Consider the following 22,103-nt stretch of genomic DNA (forward strand, 5'->3'; position numbering starts at 1 on the left):
CGGCGCAGGATCACCCAGCGGTTCCCCCGTACGAGGGACGGCACCGCGCCGGTCATTCGTCGCGCAGGTTCTCCTTGCCCCAGAGCGCCGCGCTGGTGCGGTCCGCCACGCCGAGCGGGCGGAACACGTGCCCGACGTGCACCTTCACGGTGCGCTCGCCGATCCCGAGGGCGCGGCCGATCTGCTTGTTCGCCATGCCCTTGCCGAGGAGACGAAGCACCTGCAGCTCACGCGCGCTCAGCCGGTCGGCCGGGGACACGTCGGGCGTCGGCAGCAGCGCCCGGGCGACTGGCCGCTGCGGCGGTGAGCACGAGCACGCGCTTGAGAGAACTCCGGTCGACACGGCCTGCTGGGTTCCTCTCTCCCGTGCCCGAGGTACGCCTACCATCGGACGTTGGTACTAGTACCCCTCGCCCGGCGCGTCGAGGGGCGAGAGACTCGGGGCGTGCCCGAGCGCGACGACGAGCCGCTCGCCGAGTACCGCGCCAAGCGGGACCCGGCGCGCACGCCCGAGCCCGTCCCCGCCGCGGGCCAGGGCTCGGCTCCGGGAGACGGCCGGACCTTCGTCATCCAGGAGCACCACGCGCGCGCCCTGCACTGGGACTTCCGCCTGGAGCGCGACGGCGTCCTGGTGTCGTGGGCCGTGCCCAAGGGGCTGCCGCAGGACCAGAAGACCAACCACCTGGCCGTGCACACCGAGGACCACCCGCTGGAGTACGCGACGTTCGAGGGCCGGATCGGCGACGGCGAGTACGGCGGCGGTCAGGTCACGGTGTGGGACCACGGCACGTACGACCTGGTGAAGTGGTCGGAGCGCGAGGTGCAGGTGGTGCTGCACGGCGAGCGCGTGCAGGGGAAGTACGTCCTGTTCGCCACCCGCCCCAAGGGCCGGCCGGCCGACGCCCCCGACGACGGGAAGAGCTGGATGGTGCACCGGATGGATCCGCCCACGCAGCCCGACTGGGAGTCGCTGCCCGACCTCGTGCCGCCGATGCTCGCCGTCCCCGGAGAGCTTCCGGAGGACGACGACGGGTGGGCCTACGAGATGAAGTGGGACGGGGTCCGCGCCGTCGCCTACGTCGACGGCGGCCGGGTGCGCCTGATGTCCCGCAACGACCTCGACATCACGCGGTCGTACCCCGAGATCGCCGGCATGGGCGAACAGCTCGGGTCGACCCCCGTGGTGCTGGACGGCGAGCTCGTGGCCTTCGACGCCGGCGGCGCTCCCGACTTCGGCCGGCTGCAGCAGCGCATGCACGTCGCGGACCCGGCCGCCGCCCGGCGCCTGGCCCGGACCGTCCCCGTGGTGTACCTGGTGTTCGACGTGCTCCACCTCGACGGTCGGTCGACGCTCGCGCTGCCGTACGACGAGCGCCGCCGCCTGCTCGAGGGCCTCGCCGTGTCCGGGCCGTCCTGGCAGACTCCCCCGTCGTTCGACGGTCCCGGCGCGGACGTCCTGGCGGCGAGTCGCGAGAACCGCCTCGAGGGCGTCCTGGTCAAGCGGCGCTCGGCCCCCTACCGCCCCGGCCGCCGCTCCCCGGACTGGCGCAAGGTCAAGCACGTGCGGATGCAGGAGGTCGTCGTCGCGGGGTGGAGGCCGGGCAAGGGCAACCGCGCCGACACCATCGGGGCGCTCGTGCTGGGTGTGAACGACGGCGGCGTGCTGCGCCCCGCGGGCGGCGTCGGGACGGGCTTCACGCGTCGGATGCTCGACGACCTGCTCACGCGGCTGCGCGCGATCGAGAGCTCGACGTCCCCCTTCGAGGAGCGCCTGCCGGCGGCCGAGACGCGTGACGTCCACTGGGTGCGGCCCGAGCTCGTCGGCGAGGTGGCCTTCACCGAGTGGACGGGCGACGGGCGGCTGCGGCACCCGGCCTGGCGCGGCCTGCGACCGGACAAGGACCCCAGCGACGTGGTGCGCGAGGACTGAACGGGCGCGCCGGGGCGTCGGGGCGTCGGGCTAGAAGCGGTACGTCGTCTGGCCGTGGCCGTCGCCGAACGCCATGACCTTCGCAGGCGCCACCCGGTACACCCACGCGCCGCCGGACCCGCCGCCCGACTCGCTCACCTCGACGAACTCGTCGCCGCGGACCTCGAACCGCCAGTCGTCCCCGTACTTGGCCGACCAAGCAGCGGCCAGCTCCTGCAGGTCGTCGGCCGCCGTGACGCGCACCGCGGTGCCCTCGAGCACCAGGTCCTTCCCGCTGTCCCAGCCGTGCGCCCCGGTGCTGCCCGTCGTGACGGCGACGCGCGGGTTGCCGTCGAGGTTGCGCTGCTTCTGCTCCTCCGGACCGGTGCAGAACGCGAACGTGCCGTGGTGCCACACGCCCACGAGGGGAACCGCGTGCGGGCGCCCGTCCACCCGGACGGTGACGATCCAGTAGAGCTGCGCGTCGGCGAGGAGCTGCTCGATCTGCTCCCACGGCGGCGCGGTCGCGGTCGGGTCGCCGTAGCGGGGGTCGATGACGCCGGTGATCACGACGCTCCGCCCACGGTGAAGGCCGGTCGGGGGCTGGTGTCGACCGTCAGGCGGAAGATGTCCGGCCGGTTGTAGTGCCCGACCGGGTCGAAGAGTCGCCGGGCCGCTCGAACGCTCGCCAGGTCGATGTCCGCCGTGATGATCGCCTCCTCGTTGCGCACGGGCCCGGCCAGCAGCTCGCCGTTCGGCCCCACGATCACGCTGTTGCCGGGCTCGACCCAGCCGCCGTCGCCGTCCTTGACGGTCCAGACCTGGTCGCGGTGGGGGAAGTCGGCCGGGATCTGGTCGATGTGCAAGCAGGGGTTCGCCCCGACGACGTAGCAACGGCCCTCGCGCGCGATGTGCCGCAGGGTCGCCACCCAGCCGTCCCCGGTCGCCAGCGTGGGGGCCGTCCAGATGTCGATCCCCTGCGCGTACAGGTAGAACCGCGCGAGCGGCATGTAGTTCTCCCAGCACGTCAACCCGCCGAGCCGGCCGTACGGGGTGTCGACCACGGGCAAGGTGGACCCGTCGCCCATGCCCCAGACGGTGCGCTCCGAGCCGGTCGGCATGAGCTTGCGGTGCGTGGCCAGCAGGGTCCCGTCGGGGCCGAGGTACAGCGTGGTGTTGTAGATGGTCGCGCCGTGCTGCTCGCGCTCCTCGACGTTGACGACGACGTACGCCTCCGCGGCCGCGGCGGCCGCGCCGAGCGCCTCGGTCACCGGACCGGGGACGACCACGGCCTGGTCCACCAGCAGGGCGAACCAGTCCTCGTCGCCGTCCCAGATGGGCCGCGAGTCCATCCAGAGGGGCGTGCCCGGGATGAAGACCTCGGGAAACACCATCACGCGGGCTCCCTCGGCGGCGGCCTGCTGGATGAGGAGCACCGCCTTCGCGAGGCAGGCCTCCTGGTCCATCAGCACGTGGGCGGCCTGGATGGCGGCGACGCGGGTCAGAGCCATCCTCCACGCTAGCGCTCGCGTCGGCGTCGACGACAGGGCGCGCACGCCGCCGTCGCCGTGCCTACGCTCGAACGCATGGCCGAGTACACCGTCAACGCGCAAGCGGTGGCCCACGTCCGCTCGCTGATCGACGCCCGCCAGTACGTCCTGGACAGCGACTGGGGCGAGGCGCAGCCCGACGCCGACGCGCAGAACGCGTACCTCGAGAAGCACTCCTGGGCCGACTACGCCGCCTGGCACCTCGGGCTCACCAGCGGCGCCACGGACGAGACCAAGGCCCGGTACGCGTTCGTCGCCGGCGACTTCCGCCGCGTGCACCGGACGGCCCTGATCGCGTGCGTGTACCGGGCGTCCGAGTGGCGGCACAAGGACGTCGAGCTCGCCGCGCACGACCTCCTGCAGCACCTGGACGAGGTCAGCGGCTGACCTTCTGCGCTCGCGGGTGACGCCGGCCTCGCCGCGAACACGGTGCACCTCGCCCGCTGCTGGCGCGCGAGGAGTGCCCCGCGAGCTGACGAGATGCGTCGGGCGCCACCCGGACGCACGATGGAGCACGTTGCGGTGGAGGAGCTGCCGTCCCCACGCGCCGATCGTTCGGCGCGTCGACGCAGGAGGCGCTCCCGATGCGCGCAGTTGTCTACCACGGCCCCCATGACGTGTCCGTGACGGAGGTGCCGGACGCGACGATCGAGGAACCGACCGACGTGCTCGTCCGCATCACCACGACGAACATCTGCGGGTCGGACCTGCACATGTACGAGGGCCGGACCTCCGTCGAGGAGGGCACGGTCTTCGGCCACGAGAACATGGGCATCGTCGAGGAGGTCGGCGCCGCGGTGACGCGGATCAAGGTCGGCGACCGCGTGAGCGTGCCGTTCAACATCGCCTGCGGCACCTGCCGGAACTGCGTGTCCGGCTGGACGTCGTTCTGCCTGCGGACCAACCCGACCGAGGGTGTCGACGGCGCCGCCTACGGGTACGCGAACATGGGCCCCTACCGCGGCGGCCAGGCCGAGGCGCTCCGGGTGCCGTTCGGTGACGTGAACCTGCTGACGCTGCCCGAGGGCACCGACCACGAGAACGACTTCACCATGCTCAGCGACATCTTCCCCACCGGCTGGCACGGGACCGTGCTGGCGGGCCTGCAGCCCGGCGACGACGTCGCGGTGTTCGGGGCGGGCCCGGTCGGGCTCATGGCCGCGCACAGCGCGCTGCTGCGGGGGGCGGCGCGGGTGTTCGTCGTCGACAAGGAGCATGACCGCCTCGCGCTCGCGGACAAGATCGGCGCGATCCCCGTGGACTTCTCCGCGGGCGACCCGGTCGAGCAGATCCTCGACGCGACGCAGGGCCGCGGCACCGACTGCGGGGTCGAGGCCGTCGGGTACCAGGCGCACGACCCGTCCGGCGAGGAGCACCCGGAGCTCGTCCTCGACAACCTCGTGCGGGTGGTGCGCTCGACGGGCGGCATCGGCGTGGTCGGGGTCTACGTGCCCGAGGACCCGGGCGCCGCGACCGACCAGGCGAAGGAGGGCCGGATCCCGTTCGAGTACGGCGCGTTCTTCAGCAGGGGTCAGCACATGGGCACCGGGCAGGCTCCCGTGATGCGCTACAACCGCCGGCTGCGCGACCTCATCGTCGCCGGTCGCGCGCGGCCGTCGTTCCTCGTGTCGCACGAGCTCGGCCTCGAGGACGCCCCCGACGCCTACGCCCACTTCGACGCCCGCGACGACGGCTGGACCAAGGTGCTCCTGCGCCCCGGCCACTGAGAAGAGGAGAGCCCACGATGACGATCCCCACCGGCGACACCCCGCCGCTCCCGGAGTCCTCCGACCCGCGCCCCGGCAACGAACCCGACCCGGGCGACGGCCAGGACGTCCCGGCCGAGAAGATCTACCCCGACGACCCGACGGGAGCCACGCCCGAACCGTGACGCCCTGCCGTCGGTGGGACGATGTGGCTTCCCACCGACGGCAGGAGCGAGCACGGACATGCCCACGACGACCACCGCGTTCACCGTCCGGACCGACGACCCGCAGGCAGCCGACGTGCTCGAGCTGCTCGGCGAGCACCTGGCGGACATGTTCGCGACGTCGCCCGCCGAGTCGGTGCACGCGCTCGACCCGACGGCCCTCGCGGCGCCCGGGATCACCTTCTGGACGGCCCGCGACGCCGCCGGCGCGCTGCTCGGCTGCGCAGCCCTCAAGCAGCTCGCCGGCACGGACGGCGAGCTCAAGTCGATGCGGACGACGACCGCGGCGCGCGGTCGCGGCGTGGGCAGTGCGGTGCTCGCGCACGTGCTCGGCGTCGCGACGGAGCGCGGCCTCCGGACGGTCCACCTCGAGACCGGGACCCAGGACTACTTCTCCGCGGCCCGACGCCTGTACGAGCGCGCGGGGTTCGTCGAGTGCCCGCCGTTCGCGGACTACGTGCTCGACCCGCACAGCGTCTTCTACCGGCTGGACCTGCCGGCGTCGAGGGCCTGAGCCGTCAGGCGGTGCGCAGCACGAGGAGGAACTGACCGCCTCCGGGCTCGACGTCGGCGGCCACGCGCAGGTCGGGCGCGAACCGCGAGAGCCGGTCGACAAGCCACGCCGCGGCCTCGTCCCCGTCCGCGCGGGTCGGGCAGCGCGCGACCACCTCACGCCCGTTCTTGCGCGTCAGCCGCTCGACGGTCGCCACGATGGGCGCGGGGTCCACGACGAACAGGGCCGGTGACCAGGCCACGACCGGCTTCACCGCTCCCTTGCGGGTGTTGCAGGCACGGTGCGCGAGGCGCTCGGAGCCCGGCGCCGGCTTCTTGCCCTTCGGCGCCGCACCGGCGTCGATGCTCGGACCGCGGTCGGCGTTGACGGACGCGTCGGGGTCGACGGGCTCGTCGCACAACCAGCATCGCCAGCCGTCGCGGGTGCCGACCTCGTCCAGGGTGCTCATGCCCGGAGGCTACGTCAGCCGGAGGCAGTTCCCAGCTTCTCGTCGAAGAAGTCCAGCACGCGGGTCACCGCGCGCTCGTCGCGGTGCTCCGTCAGCGTGGCGTGCCGGGACCCGGGCAGGTCGACGGCCAGGAAGTTCGGCCCCAGCGCCCGGCTGAGCGTCTCGAACCGCGTCCCGACGGCCCGGTCGTCGACGTACCGGACGCCGAGGACCTGGCACCCGGCCTCGACCTTGTCCCGGACCGCCGCCACGTCGACGGGGCTGAGACCGAGGTCGGCCGACCGGCGGCGGCCGACCGGGAACGGGGACGCGGGCTGGGCGAGCACCGGGGCCGCGATCGGTGCGTCGGCGAGCATCGCGAGCGCGAAGCCGCCCGTGAAGCACATGCCGACGGCTCCGACTCCCGGCCCCCCGAGCTCGTCGTGCAGGTCGCGGGCCAGCGAGCGGAGCCACCCCGCGACCGGGCTCGTCCGGCCGAGCGCGAACGCGTGGAACTCGCGGCTCACGCAGACCCTCGTGAGCGAGCTCAGCACCGCGCGCGCGGACATGGGCTCTCCCGGCGTGCCGAACAGCACCGGCATCACGACCGTGTGGCCGCGCGCCACGATCTCCTCGCCGAATCGGATGCACTCCGGCGTCAGGCCGGGCAGCTCGTGGATCATGACGACCCCCGGCCCGCTGCCCTTCCGGTAGATGGGGTGGGTGACGCCGTCGGCGGTGTGCGCACCCGACGACCCACGTGGAGAGCGTGCTCATGCCGGAGCGCCTTCCCCGGGTGCGCCGGCGCTGCCGACGTAGACCGTGTTCGTCGCCGGCCGGCCCTGAAGCGGGTTGTCGAAGCTCACCACGCGCGCGGCCGGGTCCGTGAAGACCTGCGCCAGCGTGGCCATGAACTCCTCGTCGGGCGGGTCGTTGGACCAGAGCGCGAAGACGCCGCCCGGCCGCAGCCTGCCGCGGACCCGCCGCAGCCCGTCGACCGTGTAGAACGCCGCGTTCTGCGGTGCGAGCACGTGGCGCGGCGAGTGGTCGATGTCCACGAGCACGGCGTCGCAGCGACGGTCCGGACGCTCGGGGTCGAACCCCGCCGCTGCGGCCGCGAGGGCGAAGAAGTCGCCGTGCACGAGGCGGCAGCGCGAGTCCGAGACGATGCCGTGCCCGAGCGGGACGAGGCCCCGGCGGTGCCAGTCGATCACCGGCTGGAGGGCGTCCACCACGACGAGCCCGACCACACCGGGACGGTCGAGGACGGCTCTCGCGGTGTAGCCGAGACCGAGGCCGCCGACGACCACCTCGACGTCCTCGCGACCGGCGAGCCGGTCGAGCCCGAGGTCGGCCAGCGCCACCTCGGCCTCGACGAACATGCTCGACATCAGGAAGTCGTCGTCGATCTTGACCTCGTGCACGTCGCGCCCGGTGGCCGGGTCGGTCCGACGGCGCAGGCTGATCGCGCCGAGCGGCGTCTGCTGCCAGTCGAGCTCCTCGAACCGGCGGCGCGCGCCCGGAGCGGGCACCGCCTCGGGGACGTCGGCCACGCGCACGCTCCGTCGATCGTCGCCGTCGCTGCACGGCTGGACCCCGGCCGGGCGACCGGGGTCCCGCCACTGTAGGCCGCTCGCGTGGGCGCAGGTCAGGACGTCGTCGTGAGCGTCTGCAGCGGTCCGTAGGTGGTGCCGAGCGCGTTGCGGGCGACCACCCGGTACGAGTAGGTCGTCCTCGCGGTCAGGCCGGTCAGCCGGACGGTCGAGCCGCGCTCGTAGGACGCCGCCGCCATCGGCACGTCGGCGCTGCGCCGGGCGAGGTCCGGTCCCCATTCGACCCACGACGTCGTCGCCAGCAGGTGCGGGTGGACGCGGAGCTTGACCGTGGCGGCCGTCCGCGTGAGGTCGATGGCGGGCGCGGCGCGGACGGTCGGCGGCCCGGGCGTGTCGAACGTCCGCGTGACGACGGTCGAGCCTGCGGCGCTCGTCGCCGTCACGCTCCACGTGTACCGGGTGCCCGGAGCGAGGCCGCTTACCGCCTGGGTGAGCTTCTGCGTCGAGGTCTGCGCGCCGACCGGGAGGTCGACCGAGCCGCTCGGGGCCGCCGCGCCCTCCGGCGTCCACGCGATGCGTGCCGTGGCCGACAGGCCCTGCGGACCGACCCAGGTCTGCAGCGTCGCCGAGGTGCTCGTGATGTCGCGCTCCCCCGCGGTGACCGACGGCTTGCCGGCAGCCCGGACCGGCCGGGAGTCCACGGCCGTGGCGCCGGAGGCGTCCGTGACGGTCAGCCGCGGCGTGAAGGTGCCGGCGGCGTAGGTGTGTGCGACCTTGCCGGGCTGCCCGGTCCCGGTCACCAGCGCGCTGCCGTCGCCCGGGTCCAGCTCCCAGCGCACGATCCCCGAGCGGTTCACCGACGACGCGCCAGTGCTGCGTGCCAGGTCGAACGTCACCGTCAGGGGTGCGCCGCCGAGCTTCGTCGACGGGATGAGCCACGCCGACGGACGGCCGTGCGCGGTCGGGTCGGCCGCCGACTTCGCGAAGGCCGTCGTCGCGGGCGCCGACGTGGTGACCGACCACGGGCACGTCCCGGTGCCCTGGTAGTACACGGCAGCCTCGAGCTCGGGCCACGAGCGGAACAGGGCGAACGCGTCGGTCAGCCAGGCGGCCTTGCGGCCGGGGTCGGCGGCGTCCTCGACCGTGCCGAACTCGGCGAGCAGCGGGGTCTTGCCTCGCGCCTGGGCCCAGGCCCGGAACGCCGACGTGATCGTCGCGAGCGAGCGCCAGTCCGTGATCTTGTTCACCGAGCAGGCGTTCCAGTTGTACGCGTTGAGGCCCACCCGGTCGACGACGTCGTCGCCGGGGTAGTACGCGTCGGCGCCGGGCGTGGAGATCAGGCCGTAGCTGCCCGTCGTCGTCACGAACGTCCACAGCGCGTTGGTGGCGCCGGCGGCCCGGGCGACCTCGACGTAGTGCCGCCACGCGGCCCGGAACTCGGTCGGCGTCCCCCAGGAGACCGAGGTGTCCATCTCCTGGTGGAACGCCACGTAGACCGGCACCCCGAGCGACGCGATCCCGGCGGCCTGCGCGCGGATCTGCGCGTCGGCGTCACCACGCGCGATCGCGGCCCAGGTGACGATCGTGTCGTCCTTCTTCTTGGGCCAGATCGACAGCAGCGGCGTCCGACCGCGAGCGACCGCCTGCGCCACGGGCGTGACCGGCTGGACGTCGTCCCAGCGCGAGTACCAGCGCTCGACGTCGAGCCGGCGGTCGAGCGTGCCCTCGAACGCGGTGATCGCCGACTCCGCGTCGGGCTGAGAGCCCGTCGTCACGTGCGCACCGAGCAGGACGCCCCGCGGGTCGGACCGCAGGGTCTGCGCCGGGTCGGGAGCGTCGGCCGATGCCGGCGCGGCCGCGAGCAGGGTCCCGACGAGCACCGCGGCGGCCGCCGCGACCGCGGCGACGGCCCGCCGGGGACGGTTTCGAGCATGGGCGAGCAGGCGTGACGGCATGGATGTGACCCCCTGATGGCCGAGCGCGACGCACCCGGGGCGGGCACGGGTGCGTCAGGGGCGCCGACGGTGGCGCCCGTCCTCACCTATCGGTCGATCGGGACGTCGACATGACATGTGCGGAGGATGTCCTCGAACCGTGCGAGTCGGGCAAGCGCTCCCGCGGCCGGCCGAAAGACAAAGGCTCCTCCCAGGCTGGGGGCCTACCGTGCACCTGACCAGCCGAGTCACCCGGAGGAACCATGGCAACCGAGCCGATCCCCAGCGCCGCCAACGAGCCGACGGCCGCGCCCTCCACCCCGGCGCCCGCGGTCCCAGCCGTCCCCGCCGGCCCGCCCGCACCGCCTCCCGCCACCACGACGTCCGCGCCGGTCGGATGGGTGATCGCCGCGATGCTCCTGTTCTGGCCGACGGGCATCCCGGCACTGCTGGCCTCCCACCGCGCCGCGCGGGCCTTCGGCGCCGCCGACACCGAGGTCGCCCTCCGCGAGACGGCCAACGCCCGCCGGTGGAGCATCATCAGCGTCATCGTCGGGGCGGTGCTGATCGTCCTGTCGGTGCTGGCGTCCATCGCGTGGGTGGTCATCGCCGCGTTCGCCCTGCACAGCGGCTTCGACGACGGCCCGTGGCAGGACGGCCCCGGGCGCTCGCACGAGCTTCCCTTCGACCGGCAGGACATGCCGGGTCTGCCCGACCGGCAGGGCTCGGGGCGCTAGGCCCCTCAGCCCTGCGACTGGCGGCGGACGATCTCGGTGATCCAGACCGGCGCGTACGGCGACGTGCAGCCGGGCGGCGTCGGGTAGTCCTTCAGCACCTCGAGGCGCTCGCCGATGCCGATCGCGCGGGCGCGGAGCTCGGGGTACCGGATGCCGATGGTGGCGAGGCACTCGTTCATGGCCCACTGCAGGCGGTCCGGCGCGTCCTTCATGCCCGCCTCGATGATGTCGAGGAGTCCCGGCAGGTCCAGGTCCTCGGGCGACTTCGCGATGCGGTCGCTGGTCAGCGCCCACCCCGCGCTCGCGACGACCGGGTCGGGGTCGGCGAACCACGCGACCCGCAGCTCCTCGACGTGCGGGTTCTTCTTCACGACGTAGCTGACGAGCCAGTCCTGCACCTTGGGGACGCGCGCGTCCCGCAGCATCGCGTCCAGCTCGGGCGCCGTGTACGCCTTGGGTCGGCAGACGAGGATCGCCACGAGGCGCGCCGCCGTGTCGCCGGTCTCCCAGAGCTGTCCGGCCAGCTCGTGCTGCGTCTTGAGCTCCTTGGCCACGGCGCGCAGCTGCGAGAGGTTGACCCCGTGGTCGTCCCCGTGCCGCTCGTTCACCGCCCGGATCCTCGGATCCTCGAGCTCCGCCAGCCGCGCCCGCACGTCGCCGACCGTGGCCCGGGGCACCGTCACCGTCGCCACATCGGTCTCCTCGCATGTCCGTCGGTCGTCGGTCCCAGCCTAAGGCGATCCCCCGACCACCAGGCGTCCACGATGCGAGAGGCCGACCGGTGGGTCTTGACTGCCATCCCCGTCGGTGCTGATGTGTGCGCTCACGAACGGGCTGCACGTCGCCTCTCCCGTTCGAGCACCTCTCGTGGACCAGGAAGGGAGCGCCCGATGACCACCGCCGTCGTGCGCCCGCGTTCCTGTCCGGCCTGCTGTCAGCAGCACTGACGCTCCCCACCCGGCCCGCGCCGGGACGCAGGCCCGTCCGACCGCGCCGCCTCGTGCCGTGCGCCGTCGGTCCGCAGACGCACCCGAGAGGCACCGCCATGACCGTCGACCTGTCCCACCGCCCGAGCCCCACCGCCCCGACGCCGCTCGGCGTCGACGAGCTGAGCGCGCTGACCCGCTCGATCGCCGCCCAGCCCGGGCTCTGGCGCCCGCTGGTCCGCTTCCAGCAGAGCGGCCGCTGGTGGACCCGCCTCGACGGCCCGCCCGGGGTCGACGTCTGGCTGCTGACCTGGCTGCAGTCGCAGGGCACCGAGCTGCACGACCACGGCCTCTCGTCGGCCGCGTTCACCATCGCCGCCGGGACGCTCACCGAGCTGCGGCCCGACGACCACGGGCGGCTGGTGCCCCGGCAGCTCCACGCCGGCCAGACCCAGACCGTCGAGCCCGGCGACCTGCACGATGTCGTCAACAGCTGGACCGTGCCGGCCGTGAGCATCCACGCCTACTCGGTCCCCCTGACGCGGATGACGTACTGGGCCAGGACCCCCGACGGCACGCTGGTGCCCAGCCGCACCGTCGAGACGGACGAGCCGGAGTCCGAGGCATGAGCGCCCTGCGCCGCCGCACCATCGACGACGTGCTGGCCGACGCGCGCGCCGGCCTGCAGCGGTTGTCGCCGCAGGAGGCCTGGGACGCGCTCGACCGGGGCGCACTGCTGGTCGACATCCGGCCCGCGGCCCAGCGGGCGGCCGAGGGTGAGGTGCCCCAGGCCGTCGTCATCGAGCGGAACGTCCTCGAGTGGCGGCTCGACCCCGCCAGCGACCACCGCATCCCGGCGGCGACCGGCCACGACGTGCAGGTCGTGGTGCTCTGCTCGGAGGGCTACACCTCGAGCCTCGCCGCAGCCGCACTGCAGGACCTCGGGCTGGATCGCGCGACCGACGTGGTGGGCGGGTACCACGCGTGGTCGGCGGCGGGGCTGCCCACGACCGCGCGCGACGGCGTCCTGGTCTAGAGACCGATCGTCGCCAGGACCGGCCGGTGGTCGGAGCCTGGCTTGCCGCGCCGCTGGTTCGGGTCGTCGGTGATCGACGGGACGGGTCCGGCGTCGTTGGTCGAGACCGCCCCGTCGGGCACCAGGCCGACCAGCGCGTGGCTGACCAGGATGTGGTCGATCAGCTCGCGCCTGCCGCGGTACTCGCGGCTGAAGCGCTGCGCCTCGGGGATGCGTGCGGCCAGGTTCCACAGCCGCTGGCGGTCGCCCTTGTCCGGGGCGTCGAACCCGCCGGTGCCGATCTCCGACCCCGTCGGCCCGAGCAGGATCTGGGTGGTCGCCGCCGTCGGCTCGTCGTTCAGGTCACCCAGCACGACGACCGCCGACCCCTCGTCGGCGAGCCGATGGGTCGCGGCGGCCCGCACGGTCACGGCCTCCGCCGCGCGCCGGCTGAGGGCGTAGGCGCCGAAGCGCGCACGCTCGCCCTCGTCGTTGGTCGAGAACCGCTGGCCGGGGAAGGTCAGCAGCTTCGACTTCAGGTGGCAGGTGATCACGTCCACGGCGTGCCCGCCGACATGGACACGCACCTGGAGAGCGGGCCGGCCCATGGCCGACAACGTCCCGCCGTGGTCGTCCACCTGGACCGGTCGCAGCGCCGTCGGGAAGTCGCTCCAGTGCTGGACGTGGGTCAGCGGCAGGCGCGACAGGAACCCCACGCGGATCCCCCGCCCGTCGGGTTCGGCGGACTCGAGGTGCCACGTGCCGCCCACCCGGTCGGCGAGGTCCTCCAACGCACTGACGTCGCCGACCTCCTGCACCCCCAGCACGTCGGGGGCCATCTGCTCGATCACCTGCGCCAGCGTGCTCAGCTTGGCCTGGTACTGGGCGTCGGTCGCGGGGCCCCCGTCCTCGCCCGGCAGGAACAGGTTCTCCAGGTTCCAGGTGCCGATCCGGACCATGGCCACCACACCCCCCACGAGTTCCCTCGTGTCTACTCCTCCGACGAAACCCCGGGCAAGGAAGGGCGTCAGTCCGCCGACAGGGCGGCGCAGCTGTCCGACTCGTCGAACGCCGTCCGGAGCGTGTCGCCCGCGTCGGCCGCGGACGTCTTCACGGTCGTGCCGAACTGCCGGGCGGCCGTCAGGGCGGACGACGTCGCCGTGAGGGCGGCGCCCGCCGAGCCGAGGAACTCCGCGACGGTCGTCGCGTCGGCCGCGCTGGATGCCGCGTCCCTCGCGTCCTGCGTCGCGGTCGTCACGTCGTCGGCACCGAGGCGCAGCGTGTCCCGGAGGTCCTGCGACTCCTCGGTCTCGGGCGCGTCACCGATCGCGGCCGTCAGCTCGTCGAGCGAGTCGCCGGCGGTCGCCACGTTGGCGCGCAGCTGCGTCGTCAGCTGGTCGAGCGCGTCGCCCGAGCCGAGCTCGACGCTCAGGCCCTCGGTGATCGCCGTGATGTCCGTCTCGAGGTCACCCAGCGACGAGCACACCGCGTCGGCCCACGCGGCCGCCGTGAGCCCGGTGGGCGTCGGCGTGGGCGTCGGCGTCGCCTCCGGTTCGGGCGACGAGCACGCGCCCAGCGCCAGGGCAGGCACGAGCAGCAGGGGGAGCACGGCACGACGGGTTCGACCGGTCACCCTCGCAGACTCACCCTCGGGACGGCCCACGTCAACAGGCGTCGGCGCGGTCCCCCCGCGGCCCCGACGGCCCGGCTAGGGTGGCGGCAGGTGAGCAGGGGTGGCGAGGGAGGACCGTGCCGCGGTTGACGAGTGCCGACGTGGCTCGGGAGAGCGGCGTCTCGCGGACGACCGTCAGCTACGTCCTGAACGGCAAGCCCGGTGTGGCGATCCCCGAGGCCACCCGCCAGCGCGTGCGGGACGCCGCGGCGCGGCTCGGCTACACCCCGTCCGCGGCGGCGCGGACCCTGCGTTCCGGCCGCAGCGACCTGGTGCTGTGCGTCCTGCCGAACTGGACCATCGGACCGGTCATCGACACCCTGCTCGACCACCTCACCGGCGAGCTGGCCGACCGCGGTCTCTCCGTCCTGGTCCACCACGACCGCGGCCCGAGGCCCCTCGCCGAGCTGTGGAGGGCCGTGACCCCGCGGGCCGTGCTCGGGCTCGCGCCGTTCGCCGAGGAGGACGAGCGCGCCATGCGCCAGGCCGGCATCAAGGTGGTCGGCAGCGCGCTCGACGAGGACGACCACCCGGGGACGTTCTCGGTCCCGCAGACCCGCATCGGGCAGCTGCAGGTGGAGCACCTGGCCGGGCGCGGCCACCACGTGCTGGGGTACGCCGCGCCGAGCGACGACCGCCTGGTCGCGTTCGCCGACCGCCGACTGGCCGGGGTCACCGCGGAGTGCGAGCGGCTCGGCCTGCCGGCGCCGGTGGTCCAGGCCGTCGACCTCGACGTGGCGTCCGCCGCCGGTGCCGTCCGGGCGTGGCGGGCGGGCGACGCGCCGGTGACCGCCGTGGCCGCATACAACGACGAGGTCGCGCTCGCGGTCCTGTCCGGCCTGCGGGCCGAGGGGCTGCGGGTGCCCGGTGACGTCGCGGTGATCGGCGTCGACGACATTCCGGCGGCGCGCCTCGCCGCCCCCGCGCTGACCACCGTCTGGCAGGCCATCGACGCGCAGGCGACCTACCTCGCGGCCGCCGTGCTCGCGGCGCTGGACGAGTCCATCGAGCCGCCCGCGCTGCCGAGCGACGTCCTGCACGTCGTCGCGCGCGAGTCCACCTGAGGCGCCGCGAGTCCACCGGAGGCGCCGCGGCCCGGTGACCACCGGACCGCGGCGCACCGGCTAGCTGAACGTGAACCAGTTGACGTTGACGAAGTCGGCCGGCTGCCCGGAGTCGAACGTCAGGTACACGGTGTGCGTGCCCGTCGTCGCCTGGATGTTCGCCGGGACCGTCCGCCAGGTCTGCCAGCCACCGGTGTTGCTGATGGCGAAGCTGCCGATGCTCGGACCCGTGAGACTGTCGAGCCGGACGTTGACGAGTCCGCTGACCCCGCCCGCGGCCCCCGAGGCGACCCGGGCGCTGAAGGTCGACCGCGGCGTGCTGCCGAAGCTCACGTTGTCGAAGCGGACGTGGTCGCCGTTCCCGATCCAGGCGATGTCCTGGCCGCCGTCGACGTCCTGCGTCGCCTCACCGACGACGCCGGCCATGCCGCTGTAGGCCTCGGCCTGGATCCGCGAGGTGGCGTCGATGCCGCCCGAGGTCCCCGAGGTGGTGACGGTCACCGCGTTGCTCGCGCCCGAGCGGTTCCCTGCCGCGTCGTACGCCCGCACGGTGAACGTGTAGGCGGTCGACGCCGCCAGGCCGGTCGCCGAGTACGTCCGGGCCGAGGTCGAACCCACGACCGCGCCGTTGCGGAGCACCTCGTAGCCCGTGACGCCCACGTTGTCCGTCGACGCGGCCCACGCGAGGGTGGTCGCCGACGACGTGGTGCCCGAGGCCGCGAGCCCGGTGGGAGCCGACGGCGCCGTCGTGTCGACGGCGCCGGACGACGTGGTGACGGACACCGCGCCGCTGCTCGCGGACCGGTTGCCGGCCGCGTCGAGGGCACGAACCGTGAACGAGTACGTCGTCGAGGCCGCCAGCCCGGAGGCCGCGTAGCTGGTGCCGGACGCGGTGCCGACGACCGTGCCGTTGCGGAGCACCTCGTAGCCGGTGACCCCGACGTTGTCCGTCGACGCCGACCAGGTCAGGGTCGTCGACGTCGAGGTGGTGCCCGACGCGGCGACGTTCGTCGGCACCGACGGCGCCGTGGTGTCCGACGGAGCCGTCGCGCTCGAGCTGGCCACGGACCGGGCCGGCACGGCCAGCGTGACGCCGTTGGAGAACGTGACGGTGATGGCCGACCCGGTCATGTTGGCCGCCTGGTAGGTCCGGACCCCGTTCTTGACGAAGACCGCGTGCAGCGGGGTGTTCGCCGTGACCGACCGGTCGACCGTGCCGAGGACGGAGAGGTTCTTGAGCCAGTAGAAGGTGTGCGCCCGCGACTCCCCTTCCTCCACGGCATACGAGGTCGCCTGGGAACGGAACTGCGCGAGCGCCGTCGGGGCGTCGGCCAGAGCCTGGAACTCCCAGATGATGTCCTTCCACACCGCCGCGGGGCCGCCGTTGTTGCGTTCGAGCTCGGCGATGTTGCGGGTGACGTACGCCGGGTCGTACCCGAGGTACAGGTGCCCCGCGGTGCTGGGCAGCAGGTTGATGCCCTGGATCATCTCCGGCTCCGCGCTGAACCAGGTCGAGTACGCCCCGCCGTCGCCCCACACCATGCCGACGGTGGAGTGCCCGAACGCCGCCGGGAACGCCTCGTCGTCGGTGTCGAACCAGTAGTTCGAGATGGCCGACGCCTGCGTGGTGTACAGGTAGATGCCCAGGTCACGGACGGTCGTGTTGCCGGTCGCCTGCCCCCACTGGATGAGCCCGCTGGCGAAGTTCATGCCCTCCGACGACGACTCCTGGTTGTTGCCGGCGCCGAACGCCCCGTGGCCCGCGGCCCAGTCGTGGCCGGCGTAGATGTCGAAGTCGCGCAGGAACGGGAACCGGGTGTCGGTGCGGTCCCAGTTCGCCGCATCCTTGATCACCGTGTTGACCATGCCGCCGTACGCCGTGGTCGCGGCCCAGGACGGGTCGAACTCCGCCACGGTGGCGGCCCCCACGACGTAGTAGCCGTAGTGGAAGTGGTGGTCGTTGAGGTCGGTGTCCGAGCCGTACGACGCGGGGTAGCCGATGAGCGTGCCCCACGACGGGTTGTACCAGAACGACCTCGTCGTCTCCCCCGGCGACGCCGTGAGCCAGTCCGTCAGTCGCGTCCGCATGGCGCCCACGAGGGAGTCGCGCGCGGTCGCGTTGCCCGTGAGGTTGGCCAGCTGCGCCACCTGCGAGATCCGACCGAACGCCTTGCCGGTCCAGTACGTGTCCTCGCCGAAGCCCGCGAAGGGGTCGCTGGCGGCCACCTGCTGGACGAGCCCGTCGAGCTGGGTCGCGTCGGCCGACCCCGCGGCGAACCCGGAGTTGGCCAGCTGCGGCAGCACGCCGTGGAACGGGGTCACCGTCTGGAACTGCGAGCTCCCGACGACGACGCGCATCGGTCCGCGCGGAGAGACGTACGAGTAGCCGCTGAGGGTGGCGCCGGACAGGTTGTCGCGCTGGTGCGGGTAGACCGCGAAGACCGTGCCGGTGCCCGCGCCCTGGCGGGCCGTCGTCGTGAACGCGTACGTCGCGGTCATGCGGGCCGTGGCTTCGTCGTACGCCCAGGAGACCTTGGTGCCGGTCACGTGGTTGTGGGCGTACGGCGCGTAGGCGTTCAGGGCCGCGACGCGATCGGCGGCGCTGCTGCTCGGCGCGGTGGGCAGCACGGCGACGGAGAAGTAGGTGCCGCCGTTGAGGCTCGAGCTGATCGTGGTGCCGGAGACCGACCAGGTGGACCCCGTCGGGGCGAACGCGGCGTAGTCGTGGCCGTTGATCGTGTACCCGATGGTTGCGCTGCCGTTGCTCCAGACGGTCGGCGCCGCGACGCCGGTGAGGGTGGCGTTGCCCCCGGTCTTCGTCACGTAGACGAAGGGCAGGCCGTGCCCGAACGTGGTGCGCAGGCTGCTGCTGCCGGTGGCCCAGAGCTCGCTGACGGTCCAGTCGGAGTAGCCGTCGACCTTGCCGTCGGCCGACAGGCCCGCGATCCCCAGGCGGAAGTCCTCGGCGTACGGGTAGTGGTACTCGCCGACGCCGGTCGCCGTGCCGGAGATCGTCGCGGTCGTCGGGTAGCTGACGCCGAGCCCGTCCGTGTAGGCGTGGAACGAGAGCGGGTGCGCCATGAGGTTCTCGGAGATCGACGCGCAGTCGAACTTCCGCCACAGCAGCGAGGTCCACCAGTCGTTGGTCGGGATCGCACCCGCCGGGAAGCTCGAGGTCACGTGCGCCCGGGGATTGGTCACCGGGGCGTTGTTGCACTCCGTGGGCACGGCCCCGCCCGTGGGCGTGCCCTCCGCATAGCTGCCGGCGCCGACCGTCACGGCCTGCGCCCGCGCGATCGGCAGCGCGACCACCTGGACGAGGTAGGCGAGCATCGCGCCGACGACGGCGAGCGCCACGATCCGACGGAGGTCCAGGGCGGGTCGTGAGGACCGCGGGCGTGCATGAGCAGACATCGTCGTCTCCGTCTCAGCCGGGGCAGGCGACGCCGGGGGGACGTCGACCTCTGCCGGGCCCGAGGGCACCGGGGCGGCGAGTGACCCTCTTCCTCGAGACATCGTTGACTCGTGTCACCTGTCGCCCGTCCAGGGTCGTAGGAGTCGGCGACAAAGTCAAGGGCAAGCAGTGACTCTCCTGAGACGTTGCGGGTTGACTCGTGTCACTGGTCGCAATAACGTGTGGCGCGCGGCAGCGCCCGATCACCGCGACCGCCTGCGAAGACAACGACGTCCCTGCACACACGCTCCCCGCGGAGCACTCGTGAGAGCGGCTCGAACCCGCCCACCACGCGCCTGCCCTCGACGCCCCGACCTCCCTCGTCGCGCCCGTCGACCGTCGGCGATCCGACGAATCTCAGCCACCCGAGAGGTGCACCGCCATGCCTGCTCGTCCCCCCTCCCCTGCCCGGCAGACTCCCGCCCGCCGCTGGTCGGTCCGCGTCGCGGTCGTCGCGGTCGGGCTCGCCGCCGTCACGCTCACCGGTGCCACCGGCGCCGACGCGGCCGTCCCACCCACGCCGTCCGGCTGGACCCAGCAGTTCGCCGACGACTTCACCGGCGCCGCGAACACCGGCCTCAACACGGGCTCCTGGCTCTACGACCTGGGTCACGGCTACCCCGGCGGCGCCGCGAACTGGGGCACCGGCGAGATCGAGTCGAACACCAGCAGCACCGCGAACGTCTACCAGGACGGCGCCGGTCACCTCGTGATCAAGCCGATCCGCGACGGTGCCGGCAGCTGGACCAGCGGGCGCGTCGAGACGCAGCGCACCGACTTCGCCGCACCCGCCGGCGGGAAGCTCCGGCTCGAGGCCTCGCTGCAGCAGCCCAACGTCAGCGGCGCCGCCGCGGCCGGCTACTGGCCCGCGTTCTGGGCGCTCGGCGCCGCTGCCCGCGGCACCGGGGCCGCCGGCTGGCCGGGCATCGGTGAGATCGACCTGATGGAGGACATCAACGGCCGCAGCTCCGAGTTCGCCACGCTGCACTGCGGTGTCTCCCCCGGCGGCCCGTGCAACGAGACGACCGGGCTCGGCAGCGGCGAGCGTGCGTGCCCGGGCTGCCAGACCGGGTTCCACACCTACGCCATGGAGCTCGACCGCAGCGTGTCGCCGGAGCAGATCCGCTGGTACCTCGACGGCAGCAACTTCTTCACGGTCAACGCCAACCAGGTCGACGCCACCACCTGGAACAGCGCCACGCACCACGGCTTCTTCATGATCCTCAACGTGGCGATCGGCGGCGGCTTCCCCGCGGCCTTCGGGGGCGGGCCGACCGGCGCGACCCAGTCGGGCGTCCCGATGGTCGTCGACTACGTGGCCGCCTATACGTCCGGCGGCGGCACGACGCCACCCCCGGCCGGCGGTGCCCTGACCAACGTGAACGGCCTGTGCCTCGACAACAACGCCCAGAGCACGGCCAACGGCAACAAGATCCAGATCTGGGGCTGCAACGGCACGGTCGCCCAGAAGTGGACCTTCGTGCAGGCCGGCACCACCTTGCACGTGCAGGGCAAGTGCCTCGACATCGCGTCCGGCGGCACGGCCAACGGCACCAAGGTCCAGCTCTGGGACTGCAACGGCACCGGCGCCCAGGTCTGGATCCCCCAGAACGGCGGCTACTACAACCCGGCGTCGAACCGGTGCCTCGACGACCCCGCGTCCTCGACGACCGCCGGCACCCAGGTCCAGATCTGGGACTGCAACGGCACCGGCGCGCAGAAGTGGACCCTGCACAGCTGACCCCGTCCACGGTGCCGGGGAGCTCCACCTCCCCGGCACCACCCCCGCCCCAGAGGAGCAGTCCATGAGGACCAGGTTGTCCGGAGCGCTCGCAGCGCTCGTGATCGGGGTGACGACGGCGATCGCCGTCGCACCCGCAGCGCAGGCGGTCGGCCCCGACCGCCTGCCCGTGACCCTCACCAACTCGAGCGGCCGCGGTGAGGCCGTCTACGTGTACGTGCTCGGCACCAACCTGAGCACGGGCCGACTCGGGTACGTGAACGCGGCCGGCACGTTCACGGCGTGGCCCGCGGGAGCGAACCCGCCGTCGCCCGCGCCCGACGTCTCGATCCCCGGTCCGGGCAACGGCGGCAGCACGACGATCCAGGTCCCCCGAGGCATCTCGGGCCGGATCTACTTCGCCCTCGGCGAGAAGCTCAAGTTCTTCCTCACGCCCGACGGGCTGGTGCAGCCGGCGCCGTGGGCGGTGGGCGACCCGAACCAGAACATCCTGTTCGACTGGAGCGAGTTCACGTACAACGACGCGGGCCTGTGGCTCAACAGCTCGCAGGTCGACATGTTCGCGGTCCCCCACACGGTCACCGTCACGGGCGCGTCGGGCACCAAGCGGTCCGGCGCGCTCGTCGCCGACGGGCGGAACGCCACGATCAACGGGATCGCCGCGCAGGCGGGCTGGGCGAACACCGTGGTGAGGCGGTCGGACGGGACGGTGCTGCGCGTGCTGGCCCCCGGCAAGGCGGCCGGCGCGGGGCTGATGAGCGCGACGTACCTGGATCCCTACATCGCCTCGGCCTGGGGCGCGTACGTGGGCAGGACGCTGACCGTCGTGCCCTTCGCGGACCAGCCGGGCACCAAGTACGTCGGCCGGACCTCGGGCACCGTGATGACCTTCACGAACGCGTCCGGGGCGCAGGTGGCGTCGTTCAACCGGCCCAGCAGCGCGGACGTGTGGGGCTGCGACGGCGCGCTGCACGCCCCGAACGACCTCGTCGTCGGCCCCATCGCCCGCACCCTGTGCGCCGCCCTCAACCGCGGCACGCTCGGCACCGTGGACACGCAGCCGAGCACCGACGCGTCGGCGTTCTACACGAGCAACCCGACCAACCAGTACGCGCGGATCATCCACGCCAACATGGCGGACGGGAAGGCCTACGCGTTCGCGTTCGACGACGTCGGCAACTTCGAGTCCCTGGTCAACGACGCGTCGCCGTCGGCGGCGGGCCTGATCATCCAGCCGTTCAGCGGGGGCGGCGGCACGACGCCACCCCCGGCCGGCGGTGCCCTGACCAACGCGAACGGCCTGTGCCTCGACAACAACGCCCAGAGCACGGCCAACGGCAACAAGATCCAGATCTGGGGCTGCAACGGCACGGTCGCCCAGAAGTGGACCTTCGTGCAGGCCGGCACCACCCTGCGCGTGCAGGGCAAGTGCCTCGACATCACGTCCGGCGGCACGGCCAACGGCACCAAGGTCCAGCTCTGGGACTGCAACGGCACCGGCGCCCAGGTCTGGATCCCCCAGAACGGCGGCTACTACAACCCGCAGGCCAACAAGTGCCTCGACGACCCCGCGTCCTCGACGACCGCCGGCACCCAGGTCCAGATCTGGGACTGCAACGGCACCGGCGCCCAGAAGTGGACGCTGCGCAGCTGACGTGAGGTCGCCCGGCACGGGTT

22 protein-coding genes are annotated in these 22,103 nt (G+C 73.1%); 11 read left to right on the top strand and 11 right to left on the bottom strand.

Annotated elements, in window-relative coordinates; all coding sequences use genetic code 11:
• Window positions 1-52: 52 nt before the first annotated feature.
• Window positions 53-259, bottom strand: coding sequence for a helix-turn-helix domain-containing protein (locus tag AC1DT4_RS01770; protein ID WP_477088047.1), 207 nt, complete (start codon window positions 257-259; stop codon window positions 53-55).
• A 186-nt stretch (window positions 260-445) separates the two neighbouring features.
• Here AC1DT4_RS01770 and ligD point away from each other — a divergent pair, with 186 nt between their 5' ends.
• Entirely contained in the window at window positions 446-1,930 is a 1,485-nt protein-coding gene (gene ligD, locus AC1DT4_RS01775; RefSeq protein WP_477088048.1) for a non-homologous end-joining DNA ligase, read from the top strand.
• Between the two features lie 30 nt (window positions 1,931-1,960).
• Here the strand turns inward: ligD and AC1DT4_RS01780 are convergent, their stop codons facing one another.
• Window positions 1,961-2,479: a pyridoxamine 5'-phosphate oxidase family protein gene (locus tag AC1DT4_RS01780; protein ID WP_477088049.1), complete on the bottom strand. Its 519-nt coding sequence runs from the start codon at window positions 2,477-2,479 to the stop codon at window positions 1,961-1,963.
• Window positions 2,476-3,420 (bottom strand): carbon-nitrogen hydrolase family protein, encoded by a 945-nt coding sequence (locus tag AC1DT4_RS01785; RefSeq protein ID WP_477088050.1) that lies wholly within the window; start codon window positions 3,418-3,420, stop codon window positions 2,476-2,478. The genes AC1DT4_RS01780 and AC1DT4_RS01785 overlap by 4 nt, the downstream gene beginning before the upstream one ends.
• A 75-nt stretch (window positions 3,421-3,495) precedes the next feature.
• Between AC1DT4_RS01785 and AC1DT4_RS01790 the strand changes: the two genes are divergently transcribed.
• From AC1DT4_RS01790 to AC1DT4_RS01805, 4 genes are all read left to right on the top strand, one after another.
• Entirely contained in the window at window positions 3,496-3,846 is a 351-nt protein-coding gene (locus AC1DT4_RS01790) for a hypothetical protein (protein WP_477088051.1), read from the top strand.
• A gap of 236 nt (window positions 3,847-4,082) precedes the next feature.
• On the top strand, window positions 4,083-5,186 hold the full coding sequence (locus tag AC1DT4_RS01795; RefSeq protein WP_477088052.1) for a glutathione-independent formaldehyde dehydrogenase: 1,104 nt from the start codon (window positions 4,083-4,085) through the stop codon (window positions 5,184-5,186).
• A gap of 17 nt (window positions 5,187-5,203) precedes the next feature.
• On the top strand, window positions 5,204-5,350 hold the full coding sequence (locus tag AC1DT4_RS01800) for a hypothetical protein (protein WP_477088053.1): 147 nt from the start codon (window positions 5,204-5,206) through the stop codon (window positions 5,348-5,350).
• A 58-nt stretch (window positions 5,351-5,408) separates the two neighbouring features.
• A complete protein-coding gene (locus AC1DT4_RS01805) occupies window positions 5,409-5,903 on the top strand; it encodes a GNAT family N-acetyltransferase (RefSeq protein ID WP_477088054.1) in 495 nt (164 codons plus the stop codon).
• A gap of 4 nt (window positions 5,904-5,907) precedes the next feature.
• On the opposite strand, the gene AC1DT4_RS01810 is transcribed toward AC1DT4_RS01805, so the two are convergent.
• From AC1DT4_RS01810 to AC1DT4_RS01825, 4 genes are all read right to left on the bottom strand, one after another.
• Window positions 5,908-6,351, bottom strand: a complete 444-nt coding sequence (locus tag AC1DT4_RS01810) for a hypothetical protein (RefSeq protein ID WP_477088055.1) — start codon at window positions 6,349-6,351, stop codon at window positions 5,908-5,910.
• A 14-nt stretch (window positions 6,352-6,365) separates the two neighbouring features.
• Window positions 6,366-7,013 carry a dienelactone hydrolase family protein gene (locus AC1DT4_RS01815; RefSeq protein ID WP_477088056.1) on the bottom strand — a complete coding sequence of 216 codons (648 nt, stop codon included), beginning with the start codon at window positions 7,011-7,013 and terminating at the stop codon, window positions 6,366-6,368.
• 90 nt (window positions 7,014-7,103) lie between these two features.
• The gene (locus AC1DT4_RS01820; protein WP_477088057.1) at window positions 7,104-7,883 is read right to left on the bottom strand and encodes a spermidine synthase; all 780 of its coding nucleotides are present in this window, start codon (window positions 7,881-7,883) and stop codon (window positions 7,104-7,106) included.
• A gap of 95 nt (window positions 7,884-7,978) precedes the next feature.
• Window positions 7,979-9,838 (bottom strand): glycosyl hydrolase, encoded by a 1,860-nt coding sequence (locus AC1DT4_RS01825; RefSeq protein ID WP_477088058.1) that lies wholly within the window; start codon window positions 9,836-9,838, stop codon window positions 7,979-7,981.
• A gap of 242 nt (window positions 9,839-10,080) precedes the next feature.
• Here AC1DT4_RS01825 and AC1DT4_RS01830 point away from each other — a divergent pair, with 242 nt between their 5' ends.
• Window positions 10,081-10,554, top strand: coding sequence for a CD225/dispanin family protein (locus AC1DT4_RS01830; RefSeq protein ID WP_477088059.1), 474 nt, complete (start codon window positions 10,081-10,083; stop codon window positions 10,552-10,554).
• A gap of 5 nt (window positions 10,555-10,559) precedes the next feature.
• Here AC1DT4_RS01830 and AC1DT4_RS01835 read toward each other — a convergent pair whose 3' ends face one another.
• On the bottom strand, window positions 10,560-11,246 hold the full coding sequence (locus AC1DT4_RS01835; RefSeq protein WP_477088060.1) for a DNA alkylation repair protein: 687 nt from the start codon (window positions 11,244-11,246) through the stop codon (window positions 10,560-10,562).
• A 353-nt stretch (window positions 11,247-11,599) separates the two neighbouring features.
• Here AC1DT4_RS01835 and AC1DT4_RS01840 point away from each other — a divergent pair, with 353 nt between their 5' ends.
• The gene (locus AC1DT4_RS01840) at window positions 11,600-12,109 is read left to right on the top strand and encodes a cysteine dioxygenase (protein ID WP_477088061.1); all 510 of its coding nucleotides are present in this window, start codon (window positions 11,600-11,602) and stop codon (window positions 12,107-12,109) included.
• The gene (locus tag AC1DT4_RS01845) at window positions 12,106-12,516 is read left to right on the top strand and encodes a rhodanese-like domain-containing protein (RefSeq protein ID WP_477088062.1); all 411 of its coding nucleotides are present in this window, start codon (window positions 12,106-12,108) and stop codon (window positions 12,514-12,516) included. The genes AC1DT4_RS01840 and AC1DT4_RS01845 overlap by 4 nt, the downstream gene beginning before the upstream one ends.
• Here AC1DT4_RS01845 and AC1DT4_RS01850 read toward each other — a convergent pair.
• Together AC1DT4_RS01850 and AC1DT4_RS01855 are read right to left on the bottom strand one after the other, a co-directional pair.
• Window positions 12,513-13,454 (bottom strand): endonuclease/exonuclease/phosphatase family protein, encoded by a 942-nt coding sequence (locus tag AC1DT4_RS01850; RefSeq protein WP_477088063.1) that lies wholly within the window; start codon window positions 13,452-13,454, stop codon window positions 12,513-12,515. The two genes, AC1DT4_RS01845 and AC1DT4_RS01850, sit on opposite strands and share 4 nt — an antisense overlap.
• Before the next feature lie 68 nt (window positions 13,455-13,522).
• A complete protein-coding gene (locus AC1DT4_RS01855; RefSeq protein WP_477088064.1) occupies window positions 13,523-14,128 on the bottom strand; it encodes a hypothetical protein in 606 nt (201 codons plus the stop codon).
• 140 nt (window positions 14,129-14,268) lie between these two features.
• Here AC1DT4_RS01855 and AC1DT4_RS01860 point away from each other — a divergent pair, with 140 nt between their 5' ends.
• Window positions 14,269-15,231, top strand: coding sequence for a LacI family DNA-binding transcriptional regulator (locus AC1DT4_RS01860; RefSeq protein WP_477088065.1), 963 nt, complete (start codon window positions 14,269-14,271; stop codon window positions 15,229-15,231).
• A 60-nt stretch (window positions 15,232-15,291) separates the two neighbouring features.
• Here AC1DT4_RS01860 and AC1DT4_RS01865 read toward each other — a convergent pair whose 3' ends face one another.
• Complete coding sequence (locus AC1DT4_RS01865) at window positions 15,292-18,588, bottom strand: glycosyl hydrolase (protein WP_477088066.1); 3,297 nt, start codon at window positions 18,586-18,588, stop codon at window positions 15,292-15,294.
• 479 nt (window positions 18,589-19,067) lie between these two features.
• Here AC1DT4_RS01865 and AC1DT4_RS01870 point away from each other — a divergent pair, with 479 nt between their 5' ends.
• Complete coding sequence (locus tag AC1DT4_RS01870) at window positions 19,068-20,426, top strand: ricin-type beta-trefoil lectin domain protein (RefSeq protein ID WP_477088067.1); 1,359 nt, start codon at window positions 19,068-19,070, stop codon at window positions 20,424-20,426.
• A gap of 64 nt (window positions 20,427-20,490) precedes the next feature.
• A complete protein-coding gene (locus tag AC1DT4_RS01875) occupies window positions 20,491-22,080 on the top strand; it encodes a beta-1,3-glucanase family protein (RefSeq protein WP_477088068.1) in 1,590 nt (529 codons plus the stop codon).
• Window positions 22,081-22,103: the final 23 nt, after the last annotated feature.

This window comes from Cellulomonas sp. P4_D11, from assembly GCF_056401915.1.

Excerpts from the sequence above, each read along its gene's own strand:
- AC1DT4_RS01845 (WP_477088062.1), top strand. The coding sequence starts at position 12,106 with ATGAGCGCCCTGCGCCGCCGCACCATCGACGACGTGCTGGCCGACGCG.
- AC1DT4_RS01805 (WP_477088054.1), top strand. The coding sequence starts at position 5,409 with ATGCCCACGACGACCACCGCGTTCACCGTCCGGACCGACGACCCGCAG.
- AC1DT4_RS01840 (WP_477088061.1), top strand. The coding sequence starts at position 11,600 with ATGACCGTCGACCTGTCCCACCGCCCGAGCCCCACCGCCCCGACGCCG.
- AC1DT4_RS01785 (WP_477088050.1), bottom strand. The coding sequence starts at position 3,420 with ATGGCTCTGACCCGCGTCGCCGCCATCCAGGCCGCCCACGTGCTGATG.
- AC1DT4_RS01830 (WP_477088059.1), top strand. The coding sequence starts at position 10,081 with ATGGCAACCGAGCCGATCCCCAGCGCCGCCAACGAGCCGACGGCCGCG.
- AC1DT4_RS01790 (WP_477088051.1), top strand. The coding sequence starts at position 3,496 with ATGGCCGAGTACACCGTCAACGCGCAAGCGGTGGCCCACGTCCGCTCG.
- AC1DT4_RS01870 (WP_477088067.1), top strand. The coding sequence starts at position 19,068 with ATGCCTGCTCGTCCCCCCTCCCCTGCCCGGCAGACTCCCGCCCGCCGC.
- AC1DT4_RS01850 (WP_477088063.1), bottom strand. The coding sequence starts at position 13,454 with ATGGTCCGGATCGGCACCTGGAACCTGGAGAACCTGTTCCTGCCGGGC.
- AC1DT4_RS01875 (WP_477088068.1), top strand. The coding sequence starts at position 20,491 with ATGAGGACCAGGTTGTCCGGAGCGCTCGCAGCGCTCGTGATCGGGGTG.
- AC1DT4_RS01815 (WP_477088056.1), bottom strand. The coding sequence starts at position 7,013 with ATGATCCACGAGCTGCCCGGCCTGACGCCGGAGTGCATCCGATTCGGC.
- AC1DT4_RS01800 (WP_477088053.1), top strand. The coding sequence starts at position 5,204 with ATGACGATCCCCACCGGCGACACCCCGCCGCTCCCGGAGTCCTCCGAC.
- AC1DT4_RS01810 (WP_477088055.1), bottom strand. The coding sequence starts at position 6,351 with ATGAGCACCCTGGACGAGGTCGGCACCCGCGACGGCTGGCGATGCTGG.
- AC1DT4_RS01825 (WP_477088058.1), bottom strand. The coding sequence starts at position 9,838 with ATGCCGTCACGCCTGCTCGCCCATGCTCGAAACCGTCCCCGGCGGGCC.